The 12574-nt window shown below is 35.9% G+C and carries 13 protein-coding genes; 10 read left to right on the top strand and 3 right to left on the bottom strand.

Annotated features, from left to right (window positions below):
• Nucleotides 1-50: 50 nt before the first annotated feature.
• Nucleotides 51-740, bottom strand: a complete 690-nt coding sequence (locus tag ACTYBU_RS14125) for a metal-dependent hydrolase (RefSeq protein WP_445490716.1) — start codon at nucleotides 738-740, stop codon at nucleotides 51-53.
• 144 nt (nucleotides 741-884) lie between these two features.
• Nucleotides 885-1766: a dihydrodipicolinate synthase family protein gene (locus ACTYBU_RS14120; RefSeq protein WP_445490715.1), complete on the bottom strand. Its 882-nt coding sequence runs from the start codon at nucleotides 1764-1766 to the stop codon at nucleotides 885-887.
• A 265-nt stretch (nucleotides 1767-2031) separates the two neighbouring features.
• On the opposite strand from ACTYBU_RS14120, the gene ACTYBU_RS14115 reads away from it, so the two are divergent.
• The 10 genes from ACTYBU_RS14115 to ACTYBU_RS14070 all read left to right on the top strand — a co-directional run bounded on the left by ACTYBU_RS14115 (nucleotide 2032) and on the right by ACTYBU_RS14070 (nucleotide 11295).
• The gene (locus ACTYBU_RS14115; protein ID WP_445490713.1) at nucleotides 2032-2655 is read left to right on the top strand and encodes an RNA polymerase sigma factor; all 624 of its coding nucleotides are present in this window, start codon (nucleotides 2032-2034) and stop codon (nucleotides 2653-2655) included.
• Nucleotides 2652-2816, top strand: coding sequence for a YvrJ family protein (locus tag ACTYBU_RS14110; RefSeq protein WP_445490712.1), 165 nt, complete (start codon nucleotides 2652-2654; stop codon nucleotides 2814-2816). The genes ACTYBU_RS14115 and ACTYBU_RS14110 overlap by 4 nt, the downstream gene beginning before the upstream one ends.
• Before the next feature lies 1 nt (nucleotide 2817).
• Entirely contained in the window at nucleotides 2818-3057 is a 240-nt protein-coding gene (locus ACTYBU_RS14105; protein WP_445490710.1) for a helix-turn-helix domain-containing protein, read from the top strand.
• A 244-nt stretch (nucleotides 3058-3301) separates the two neighbouring features.
• Nucleotides 3302-3961, top strand: a complete 660-nt coding sequence (locus ACTYBU_RS14100; RefSeq protein WP_445490709.1) for a sugar transferase — start codon at nucleotides 3302-3304, stop codon at nucleotides 3959-3961.
• A gap of 94 nt (nucleotides 3962-4055) precedes the next feature.
• Nucleotides 4056-4994, top strand: coding sequence for an NAD-dependent epimerase/dehydratase family protein (locus ACTYBU_RS14095; RefSeq protein ID WP_445490707.1), 939 nt, complete (start codon nucleotides 4056-4058; stop codon nucleotides 4992-4994).
• 23 nt (nucleotides 4995-5017) lie between these two features.
• Complete coding sequence (gene tuaE, locus ACTYBU_RS14090) at nucleotides 5018-6478, top strand: teichuronic acid biosynthesis protein TuaE (RefSeq protein ID WP_445490706.1); 1461 nt, start codon at nucleotides 5018-5020, stop codon at nucleotides 6476-6478.
• Nucleotides 6479-6507: 29 nt separating this feature from the next.
• Nucleotides 6508-7182, top strand: coding sequence for a hypothetical protein (locus ACTYBU_RS14085; protein WP_445490705.1), 675 nt, complete (start codon nucleotides 6508-6510; stop codon nucleotides 7180-7182).
• Complete coding sequence (gene tuaG, locus ACTYBU_RS14080; protein ID WP_445490703.1) at nucleotides 7172-7930, top strand: teichuronic acid biosynthesis protein TuaG; 759 nt, start codon at nucleotides 7172-7174, stop codon at nucleotides 7928-7930. Before ACTYBU_RS14085 ends, tuaG begins: the two co-directional genes overlap by 11 nt.
• Nucleotides 7931-8008: 78 nt before the next feature.
• Nucleotides 8009-9199, top strand: a complete 1191-nt coding sequence (gene tuaH / locus ACTYBU_RS14075; RefSeq protein ID WP_445490701.1) for a teichuronic acid biosynthesis protein TuaH — start codon at nucleotides 8009-8011, stop codon at nucleotides 9197-9199.
• A 695-nt stretch (nucleotides 9200-9894) separates the two neighbouring features.
• A complete protein-coding gene (locus ACTYBU_RS14070; protein WP_445490700.1) occupies nucleotides 9895-11295 on the top strand; it encodes a protoporphyrinogen oxidase in 1401 nt (466 codons plus the stop codon).
• Between the two features lie 63 nt (nucleotides 11296-11358).
• Here the strand turns inward: ACTYBU_RS14070 and ACTYBU_RS14065 are convergent, their stop codons facing one another.
• Nucleotides 11359-12096, bottom strand: coding sequence for a tryptophan-rich sensory protein (locus tag ACTYBU_RS14065; RefSeq protein ID WP_445490699.1), 738 nt, complete (start codon nucleotides 12094-12096; stop codon nucleotides 11359-11361).
• Nucleotides 12097-12574 lie beyond the last annotated feature (478 nt).

Raw genomic sequence — 12574 nt, 5'->3', positions numbered from 1 at the left:
TTATTCTCTTTCGAAAGTGAAAAGGCATGAGAATACAAATTTGTCTAATTCTATAGCTCGATAGATTCTCCGATAGCTAAGACCTTGCCTTTTAACCCACGTTCTTCTAGTTTTTTCACAAATGCATGTCCGTCTTGTTCAATAACTGGAAAGGTGTTGTAATGAATGGGAATAATCAATTTAGCGTTGTACCATTCAGCAGCTTGCACGGCGTCTTCTGATCCCATTGTGAAATGATCACCAATTGGAAGAAAGGCGACATCAATGGAGTGTCTGTCTCCAATTATTTGCATATCAGCAAAAAGGCCGGTATCTCCTGCATGAAGGATCGTAAACCCTTCTGCTTCAATAATATAGCCGCTCGGCATGCCTCCATATAATATGTTGTGGTTTTCTTGATCAATGATCCCGGAACTGTGGAAAGCATGTGTCATTTTGGCCGTTGCAAATTTGAGATCAAGCGTGCCTCCAATGTTCATGCCAATTGTTTCTACTCCCTTCCATGACATATATGCAGCTAGTTCAGGATTGGACACTACTGGTGCATCATTTGCTTTGGCGATTGGAGCAGCGTCTAATATATGGTCCATATGTGCATGTGTTAATAGGACGGCATCTGTTTTTATATCTTTTATGTTTGTTTGTGCTGATGGGTTGCCACTAATAAATGGGTCGATGATAAGAGACTTTCCATTTGCAGCAATTTCGATAGTTGATTGACCATGAAACGTAATTTTCATAAACGTTCATCCCCTCAATATAGATTTCAGTAATATCCTGTTGATAAAACTACTAGAAATAAATAGAAATTACATCTGTGAATTGCCCTTCAAACTTCATCTTTACCAATATACCCTTCAAAGCAGCCTGTTAATCTGTCTCCATTAATTCACCAATTGGTTGAGGATAGCAGCCGCAGATTTCTTTTCTTCCACATTTAAAGTAGATAAAGGTTCACGGCAGATGCCTGCGTTCACTCCTTTTAAAGAAAATAAGTACTTAATCGTCCTTATTGCTCCTAATTCTATAATAGAGTTTGCAGCCGATTTTATTTTTGACAACTTGTTAAAAGCCTCTTCTTTTTCCCCTTTTTGAAGGGCGAACATTATTTCTTTTATTTCTTTTGGAAAAATATTGCCGATAATACTTGTGATGCCATCAAAACCAAATTCATTATGCTCCATTAATGCTAAATCAGTACCAGACAGTATCGTAAAGTCGTTGCCAAGCTGCTTTTTTATGGTGATGGCTTTAGCTGGGTCGCCAGCTTCTTTTAATGCAATGATTTGCGGAAATGCTTCTGCCAGTTTAAATAAAGTAGTTGTCTCTAAATCAAAGCCTGTTCGCGGTGGATTATTATAAAGCATAATCGGCAAGGAAGTAACGGAGCAAATAGTCTTTACGTATTGAGAGGCTTCTTCCTGACTGATTCTGATATATGGCGGGAAGCCAAGCATGATGGCATCCAATTCAGCTTCTTCTGCAGCACGGGCAAGTGTAGCAGCATCCTTTGTTTGGACAGCAGCTACTCCACCGTAAAGAAGCATATCGTGTTTTGCTGCTTGTTTTGCCGATTTAAAAAGGATGCTTCGTTCTTGGGTGGTCATCGAATGCTGTTCTCCTGTTGAGCCGCTGAGAAGCAATGCTGGAACCTCTTGTTGTTTATAATAGGCTATTAATTGGGAAATTCCGTCTAAATCAAGCTCCCCTTTTTCGGAAAATGGGGTAACCATTGCTACGCTAAAAGGAACAAAGGGATTTTTCATTTTTTTCCTCCTTTAAAAAACAGAATATAACTATATATTAAAGCATTTTAAGGATATAGATAAAAAATTTCCTCCTATTGGTTGTTATTTTACGGAAAAACTTGTCTTTATTTAGTAGAGAGGAGGAATCTATATGGTAAAAACAAAGGGAAAGAGAAGGGTATCTATGATACAATGAAAAAAAGAGGGGACTAATTCTAAAAAAATTAGTTCTTTTTTAGAATTAAAAACAGAACATACGTTCCTTTGAGAAGGAGTTTTGTTAATGAATAAAAAGATAAAGGGTACAGATACAAAAGCTTTTCATACGTTTATCAAAGAAAATAAGCAGCTGATGGAAAACCAAATTGTAAAGGATTTTTTAGAAACAGAACAAAACTATCGTCTCTTTGCAGCAGCAGTCAATAACCCGACAAAACATAATAAAGACTTGGTGGATCAAGCTTTTAAGAAACATTATTTTACTATTCGTTTTACTTCTTATCTATCTACTTCGATTTATTTTAAGGCCATTAATTTTCATAATAAACAAAGTTTGCATAAATCAAGATATCCTTTGCTGCTTGATGCGGAAATTGAACAAGATGGAAAATTTCCTTATAAGAATCAATTAGAAGACAAAGAGTCGCATATTGAGCATTATATAGAAAAAAATGGGCTAAGGAAAAATGTTGCAGAGTATGTGGAAGATCCTTTGCTATATAAAGCAATTCAATTATTAACCAAGGCACAAAAAAACATCCTTTATTATGCGTACGTTCAAAAACTTAATGATACGGAAATAGCACTGCTGCTCAAAAAATCCCAGCAATATATATCCAAAACACATAAAGAAGCTTTAAAACGGGTTTATCAATATTTGCTAAAAAATGGAGGGAACGAAAAATGATGAATATGACGGATTTAATCCAGTGGATAACAGTTGTAAGTGATTTTGGCTTCCCTATTTGCTTATCTTTATTTTTATTAGTGCGAATGGATAAAAAACTAGAAAATATCCTGCAAATAATTACCGATAAGGGGCAACTTAATAGAAAGGAAAAAAATTAATATGGGTACATTATATGCTTTAGTACAAAAATCCAAAACAGATCATAAGGCAATGGAAGAAGTGATTCGATTGTTTGAACCAAAAGTGAATAAGACAATTGCAAAAACAGATAAAAATGAAAGGGATGATTTATCTCAAGAGTTAAAGTTGTTGTTAATGAATTGTATATATCTGTATGATTTAAACTCAGTGCCTGGCTTTTGGGAGTTTCAGAAAAGAATGAAGGAAGAACAAGATTAAATTTTTTCACTAGATAAAAGTTTTTCTTCTGCTTTCAATATAACGTTAAGAGGCCGGTTCTTTATAGATCTGGCCTCTTTCTTCTACCCACATGCTGTATCAGTTATCTTCTCGTAATATTCTTCAAAAAAATTTACAAATATTTACCTTTCTTTTATGTTTCCTAAACGATTCCTCCACAATCACCGCCTATACTTAACACAAAGGTTTGCAATTACATCAAACTGTCTATGAGGTGAGCATTATGCGTGCAGAAAAGAGTCTCAATATCTTTCATGATTATTCGATCGTCCAAGCTTCTAAAATATCCTTGCCTAAACAAGTGGAATATTATTTATATGTGAAAAGAGCACTGGATTTCTTGTTAGCGACAATCGGCATTTTTGTTTCCATGCCTATCATCCTGCTGTTTGCAGCATTTATTGTTATGGAATCATCTGGTTCTCCTTTCTATGTGCAGCAAAGAGTGGGCAAAGATGGAAAATATTTTAATTTAATTAAGCTTCGCTCCATGAGAAAAGATGCGGAAAAAGATGGTGCTAAATGGGCAGAAACAAATGACCCAAGGGTTACAAAGGTAGGGTCCTTTATCCGAAAAACACGGATTGATGAGCTTCCCCAACTTTTATCTGTGTTAAAAGGCGATATGTCCATAATTGGGCCAAGACCAGAAAGACCTTGTTTTACAGCCAAGTTTGACAGCGAAATAGATGGTTTTTCCAACCGGCTTATTGTGAAGCCTGGATTAACTGGATTAGCACAAGTAAGTGGAGGATATGATATTACGCCTAAAGAAAAGCTAAAATATGATTTGGAGTACATAGCCAATTTAACCTTTAAATTAGAGATGAAAATTATGGTGAAAACAGTAAAGGTTGTTTGTACAGGAGAAGGTGCACGTTAATTGTATTAAACAGTAAATCCCCTTTGGTAGGAAGTGGACTAGTTTTTCTATGTGCTAGAAGGATAAATAACAGGAGATTGTAGGAGGATAAACGATGAATAAAGTGGTTGTAACAGGTGGAGCAGGTTTTATAGGATCGCATATAGCGGAAGAGCTGCTGGCAAATGGATACAAAGTTATTGTTATAGATAATTTTTCTACAGGACATTACTCCAATATTGCGCATCTTCCTGTGGAAATTTACCAGTATGATATTACGAATCCAAAAATTATCGATTTTATCGCATCATTAAAACCAGATTATATTATTCATCAAGCAGCGCAAGTAAGTGTTGCAGAATCAGTTCTCGATATTTTACACGACGAAAACGTGAATGTAAAAGGATCTCTGCATGTAATGAAAGCAGCTGTTAAAGCTTCTGTTCGAAAAATTGTATTTGCATCATCTGCTGCTGTTTACGGAAATCCGCACTTTTTGCCAGTTGCAACGGAACATCCAACATTGCCAGAATCGCCATATGGGTTAACCAAACTGACTGTAGAAAACTATTTGAAAATGGCAAATAAGTTATATGAGCTGCCTTACAGTATCCTTCGTTACAGCAATGTATATGGTCCAAGGCAGGACGCAAAGGGAGAAGGCGGCGTAGTTTCAATTTTTGCAGAAAGAATAAGCGAAAATAAAGAACTTACTATATTTGGAGATGGCGAGCAAACGAGGGATTTTATTTATGTAAAAGATGTAGCTGCCGCCAATGTGAAGGCGTTGCAATCTATAGAAAATATTTGTGTTAATGTGTCTTCTAATTCTGTTATTTCCATCAATGAGCTTTTAGTGAAAATGAAGGAAGCTGCAATGGCAGAGATGGTGGAAGTAAAATATGAAAAAGAACGTGCAGGAGATATACGACATAGTGTTTTATGCAACAAACAAACGAAAATGAAATTAAACTGGACTCCGAAAAAGAATATAGAAGCAGGCTTAGAAGAAACAATTCTGTATTCTAAAAATAGATTGCAAGTATTAAAGTGATGTAATGGAAAGGTTTGAAATACATGGAAAGTAATCGATTGGTTCGCCAGACAATTGGTGTATCCATTCTTCTGTTCGTGGTGGCATATTTTCTTGTTGCTTATTTACAGCTGGAAATAAAGTGGCTGTTTGTTTTTACGGCAGTATGGATAGCCTTATTCATTATTGCCTGGATACAAGAAAAGTTTGCAGCAGGGGAACAAATAAGAGGAATGATGTATGTATTAGTAGCTGCTACCTTTCTCAATCAGTCAGTTTTTAGTATCGAAATTAATTTTTTCACCTTATTTTTTTATCGATTGATGCTGATGGTAGTAGCTGCGCTGTATCTTTTTTATAGCATAAAGGAAAAACGTCTCGTAAAAGATTTTCAGCAGCTGCCTTTAAAGGGAGTCTGGTTGTTTTTATGTATATGGTTTTGCTATGGCTGTATTTCCGTTCTGTGGGCAAAATCTATTATAGATGCAGTCAAGTATATGCTGCTGCTGACAATCGGAATGATGTTTGTGTACTTAGCGAATATCATCTTTACAAGAGTTTCCCGTCTGCTTATTTTTTACGTGATATGGATGGGCATGACTGTAGTCTTGTTGATGCTAGGACTCATTAATCACTATATGCAAATTCAGCTGCCAAGTTCAAGCCTTTATGGTGGACCGGAATATAAGCTTGCCTATCCAACAGCAGTATTTTTTAATCAAAATGACCTTGCAACCTTTTTAAGCATATCGTTCTTTTTTTATATGGCTGCGGCAAGAAACAGCAGCAGTGTATGGATAAGAAGAGGTTCATGGCTGCTCGGAATACTTTCTGTTTATGTTATTTATTTAACTGAATCACGTGCCAGTTTATTGGCGATTATTGCTGGAATTTGTGTTTACTTCTTTTTGCTGTCAAACCATAAGGTCAAAAAAGCAATAGGCTTTTCTTTTGTCATTTTCAGTATTATCGGTATGTTAATTACTGCACCAATAGTAATAAACAAAATGGAAGAGTGGACAATGATTTCAGAAAGTTATGAGGGAATAAAGCCATTGCCTTCTAATCTTGCAAGAATAAATTTATTAAAAAACACTTTTTATTATGTGCTAGATTCATATGGATTAGGAGTAGGGGCAGGGAATATACCGTATTACTTAGAAAAATATCCATTCTACCCAACTGGTGATATATGGCAAGTGCATAACTGGCTGGCAGAGATTATTGGGAATTTTGGAATCTTTATCTTTTTAGGCTATATTGGAATGATTTTCTACATCTGTCTATCTTTATATAAACTCTATAAGGTAGCCTATAGTCCTGCATACAGAATGTTATTAGAAGCATGCTTTACTGCTCAGATAGCTTTTCTTGTCTCAAGTATTAGCCCAAGTTCTGTGAGCAATCTTTATTTTCATTGGGTATTTTTAGGATTTGTGCTTTCCACTATAGCTGTATTAAAAAGGCGGAAACACAAAAGGGTGAAGGAGTATGTTTTTTTATGAAAGAAATGATGGTTAGAATAGTTCAGCGTATGAAGAAAAAATTATGGTTATGTATAATCATTATTTTTATGTGCAGTTTGATTGGAGCAGCAATGCCATTTGGAAAGGAAAAGCAAACTTATACAACAGAAGCGGATATAGAGTTGGGAAGCTATGATAATTCTTCCTTTAATAATGCGAACCAAGTTGTACAGATGGTAACGAACAAAGCTTTTTATGATCAGTATGTAGAGAAAGATTGGTTTGAATTGATAAACAAGTCTTTAGTGGTGGCTGTTTCTGCCAATAACAGCGTTCATTTTACTTATACAGGATCGAATGAAGAAGAGTCATTGGGTAACTTAACAAAAGTTATTCAAGCCTTTTTAAAATTAGATCAAGAACATTTTTCCCAAAAAAAATCAATTATACAAGAAAATATTACTGCTTTAGGGAAAATGGAGGTCAGCCCAGATACAGCAGTTGACAAGCAGCGTTTTTTATATGAGCTGCAAAATAGTGAGATAGATATGGTGCCAGCTTCTATAGTGAAGGATGTTTCACTAATCGAAAAAAGCAGAACATTATCGGCGAAAGACAGAGGTGTATTAGGAGCTTTAATAGGAATCACTTTCAGTTTTATATGGGTGCTTTGGCCTGGGGGGCAGACAAGATATCCTAAAACGTATTCCTCAAAAAGGAAGGTGTCTTCAGATGAAGTATGAAAATGATTTAGTATCGATTATTATGCCTTCCTATAATAGCAGGAAATATATTCAAGAAAGTATTCATTCGGTGCTACAACAAACGTATAAAAATTGGGAATTGATTATTGTTGACGACTGTTCGTCAGATGGAAGCCAAGTGCTGCTGCAAGAGTTGGAAAAAGAGGATAAAAGAATACAAGTATTTTATGAGAAGGAAAACGGAGGAGCTGCTGTTGCTAGGAATAAGGCGCTTCAGCAGGCAAAAGGAAGATTTGTCGCTTTTTTAGACAGTGATGATAGATGGAAACCCAATAAATTAGCAGTACAGATAGCATTTATGAAACAGAATCAATATACTTTTACATTTACAGCATATGAGTATATGTCCGAAGAAGCAGCACTTTTAGGGAAAATAGTGTATGCACCAAAGGAAGTCACGTATCAAGATATGTTAAAAAACACGATTGTGGGCTGTTTAACGGTTGTGATAGATCAAAAGAAAACAGGTCCTTTCCAGATGCCCGATATTCGAACAAGGCAAGACTTGGCAACATGGCTGAGTATTTTAAAAAAGGGATACAGAGCATATGGGATAAATGAAGTGTTGGCAGAATATAGAGTTGGTAATATATCAATATCGGGGAATAAATGGCGGGCAGCCCAAAAAACATGGTATGTCTACCGTCAAGTGGAAAATCTAAACCTTATAAAAGCCACTTGGTGTTTTTCCCACTATGCTTTTCATGCTGTCCGCAAAAGATTATAAAGTGAACCTTTCCATCAGTGGGAATCTTACTGCCCGTTAAGAGTGGGATAAAAATAAAAGGAAGAAAAGGGAAAAGAGATGAAAAAAATCCATGTAATCGTTGCAACAGGAGAATGGACAGGAGACCTGCTTCGTTATCGCAGGCATCGACTTGCAGAGTTTTTATTGAAACAGCAAGAGACAGAAGAGGTTATTTGGCTATGCCCCGCTTCTAAAAATAAGATCTTTCCAGAGAAGCTGCAAAGTGGCATTACACAATGGCCGATATCCGATGCAGGGGAAAGCAAACTGTTTCGTTTCAGCCGTTTTATTTCTTTTTTTTATAAAAAGAAACTAGATTCCCTTATTGCATATTTAGAAGAGAAGAAGAATGAATATCAATTCATACTTTGGTATACGTACCCTGCTTATGCTGCCCTATCTGAGCGGCTGCCATGGGATAACATAATTTATGACTGCAGTGATTTATGGTCCCATCCGATTAATGGAACTCCATCCTTTTTAGCCTCTGTAAGGGAAAAGTTAATTTATCAAAGCGAAGAAAAAATAATAAAACAAGCAGAACATATAACATGTACTTCTCTTTTCCTATTTAATAAAATGCAAGAAAGAATTTCGGAAAGCAAAAAGGAAAAGGTGTATACCTATGAAAACGGAGTTGAATTTGATTCTTTTCAAATACAAGATAATAAAGAGGAAGACATTCTTCCTGATTTAGCGACTGGCACGGTGTTTGGCTATATTGGCGGAATTAAGCCAAAGCTGGATTTTGATTTAATTAAAAAAGTGGCTCAACAAAAAAAAGACTGGTTGTTTTTATTCGTTGGACCTGACGGAACGAATGGAAGTGAAGATTTCCAGCAATTATTAACAGAAAAGAATGTACGATGGACGGGGAGTGTTCCTCCGGATCTTGTGCCTTTATATATGAATAAAGTAGATATAGGCATCATGCCATATAAAGCATCTCTTTATAATAAAGCTATTTTTCCCCTCAAACTATTTGAATTTTTGGCTGCAGGCAAACCAGTAGTTGGTGTACATCTCCCATCAACCAATCTATATAAAGAGACCGGAGTTTACAATCCATTAGATGATAATGACAGTCACGTTTTTATCCAAGCTTGTGAAGAACTAGAGAAGCAATTAGACAATAAAGCATTGATAAACAGAAGAATCCAATTGGCAAAAATGAAAGATTGGGATACTATATTTGCAGAAATGCTCAGGGTAGCTTTGAGCAAAGAAGTTGGATCACAAGTAATCTAAAAGAAGCAGTACTTCCTTTACGGAGGTACTGCTTCCTTTTTTATATTTAATTGGTTCGTCGGGCTGAAAAAAGGAAGGGGGATAATTTGTTCGAAAATAAGAAAGTATAAAATTTTTGAAGTTAGACTAGTGTCTAGCTCCAGCGCCCTATCGACTTCAACGCTTCCCTCACCTCGTCTACGATAAGTCAACATCGAATCGCTTGCGCTCTTCGTGTTTCCTTTATCTCACTCGATTCAGTCCATCTTATTCCGTCGATAAGCAAGGGCGCTAGCGCTTTTCTTATCTATGTAAAGCGATAGTTGTATAAATTGAAGATTTATTATATCAAAAGTAGAAATATATAGCGCTGTCATTTTGTCCATACACATCAATAGGTTATACTAATTACAGTTGCCAAAAAAGTGAGAGTATGTATAAGCTATGGGAACGAATTAATTAAGGAGTTAATTTGTGAACAAATAGACACAAAAAACTAGCTGTTAATCCTTATAATAAATGGGATAATGACCCTATAAAGTGAACCTTCCATCAGTGGAGATCTTCTTTATCCCCGCTGATGGTTAGTTGAACTTATCGGACCTTTACGGGCAGTTATCCCCCACCTAGCTTCCTTGATTTCTTAGCATCTTTAGGTGGGGGTCCTACTGCCCGTTAAGAGTGGGATAAATTAATGGAATTATGAGGTGGATCAAGTGAAGACAATTGTAGTTGTAGGTGGAGGAATAACGGGATTATCTACGATGTATTATTTGCAGAAGATAAAAAGAGCAAATAATTTAGATGTGAAACTTTTATTAGTAGAAGAAAAAGAAGCATTGGGCGGAAAAATTCATTCCATTGAAAAAGATGGATTTATCATGGAAACAGGGGCAGACTCTATTGTAGCCAGAAATAAAAATGTACTGCCGTTTGTAAAAGAGCTTCAACTAGAAGACGAGCTTGTTTATAATGCGACAGGAATTTCCTATATTCATACGAAAGATAAGCTATTAGAAATACCGAAGGACTCTATTTTTGGCATTCCGATGAGCTTAGATTCCCTTTTTTCTAGTGAACTTGTATCTGCAAAGGGGAAGCTGGAAGCATTAAAAGATTTATTTAAAAGAAATAAGAGTTTTACGAAAGAAACGTCTATTGGTGAATTTTTAGAGTGTTTTTTGGGAAAAGAACTAGTCGAAAAACAAATTGCTCCAGTATTGGCAGGCGTTTATTCGGGCAGTTTGGAGACATTATCAATGGCATCGACGCTTCCCTATCTATTGGATTATAAAGAAGAATATGGAAGTATCATTCAAGGGTTGGCGAAGAATAAAAGCACATTTCAATCGGCAGCCAATAAAAAATTTATTTCTTTTAAAAATGGTCTGTCATCGATTATCAATCGTTTAGAAGAAGTGTTAACAGACGCAACAATTATAAAAGGAATACAAACAACTAAAATAAACAAGAACAATCAAACATATACCCTTTCTTTTTCTAATCACGCTGATATAGAAGCTGATTCTGTTATTTTAACAACTCCCCATGATGTGTCACAGCGCTTGTTGGCCAGCGATGAGCTGAATCTTGATTTTAATAAATTGCAAAATTCATCGAATATTACAATGTATTTAGCATATGATGTCCCAGATGAAGCTCTTCCTAAAGATGGGACTGGATTCATTGTTGCTGAGGATAGTGAATTAATTTGTAATGCATGTACGTGGACAAGCAGAAAATGGGAGCATACATCCACCAACAACCAGTTGCTTTTACGGATTTTTTATAAAAAATCTAATCCGGCTTATGAATATCTTAATGGATTGACAGAAAATGAACTAGTCAACACAGCAATGAAAGATATTGAAAAAAGCCTTGGCATTAATGTGAAGCCAACAAGCTATGAGATTACAAAATGGAATAACTTAATGCCTGTTTATTCCTTGCAGCATAAAGAAGCAATTGACAGCTTAACAACCAAATTAGCAACTCTTTATCCCGATGTATTATTGGCAGGATGCTCTTATTATGGTGTAGGAATAGCTGCGTGTATTGCCAATGGAGAAGAAACTGCAGGGAAAATCGCCAAGGTATTGATGAAAGAAATATACTGAAAATAAAAGGATGATAATGTGTTGCATAAGCAATCGGATTATCATCCTTTTTGTAGATACCAGTTAATAGTATTTATATCTTTTTTTCCGCGATTGTGGATAAAAATTAAAGATAAATAAAACTGCGGCTAATGCATAGCAACAATAGGAGATGGAAGGAAAACTGACTGAATTTTTGACTCCGATGGCAATAAAAGCCCAAATTAATACGAGAGGGTAAAGCCAATCTTTTTCTTTTATTCGGAAAAGGATGCCGACACCTGATGCTACACCTAATAAAGTAACCGTCCATGTTGTATCAGAAAGAGAAAAAACATCCCATTCTTTATACTTTACGTAGTAGCTGATATTTAGGATGGATGCTACACTTATCCATCCTAAATAGATGGAAAAAGGAAAATAAGCGGAAAAGCTGCTAGAGTAAAATTTGATTTTTTTATATAAAAGGATCAAGGTAATCAGTAATAAAATCATTGTAACAACAGATAATGCCATATATTCATAATGCCAAACAATAATCCAGCAGGCATTCAATAAACAGCTTAGTATAAATAAAAAAGATGTTTGGGTATAAACGGAAGAGTTTCGTTTAGTTATTTGGATTTCTCTTACTAGCCATATGGCTACAGCCGTATAAATAAGTCCCCAAATCATAAAGGCGTATGGGGCAGGGGTAATCAGCACAATTACTTTATTGGATATTTCATCTGTCGTCTGTCCGTTAAGGGGAATGATATTGGCTAATGCATTGATTCCGATCATAATGAAAAAGGCAATTAGATGCAGAAAAAAACGTTTCACTATTATCTCCTCTTTCTGTAGGTTTTATCATTTTTATAAAGTGAACCTTCCATCAGTGGGGGTTTTGTTCATCCCCCACTGATGGTTAGTTGAACTTATCGGATCTTTACGGGCGGTTATCCCCCACCTAGCTTCCTCGATTTCTCAGCATCCCCGAGGTGGGGGTTTTACTGCCCGTTAAGTGTGGGATAAATTAGATCTTGGTAAATAAAGCAGCTGCAGGCTATTCAAAAACAATTGTATTTCGATGCGTGAAGCCTTGGTAGGAGCTAAAGCAAGTGTTTTGGTAATGAGTTTCCCGACTGCCTGGGTGATGCTTCTTTTTTTATTCCACAAAAGGGAGGCAGCTAATCCTTTTCAGGAGGAATTAATTTTGCTAGCAAGGCTGATTGCCCGCCATTATAATAAGATTAAGAGGTAGTTTTTTTTAAGAAATAAGAAAGTATAAGTTTTCTGAAGTCAGATAACTGTCTAGCTC

The organism is Niallia sp. 03133 (assembly GCF_052663225.1).
The sequence above is the reverse complement of the archived record's forward strand: the minus strand, read 5'-3'. Positions and strand labels throughout refer to the sequence as shown.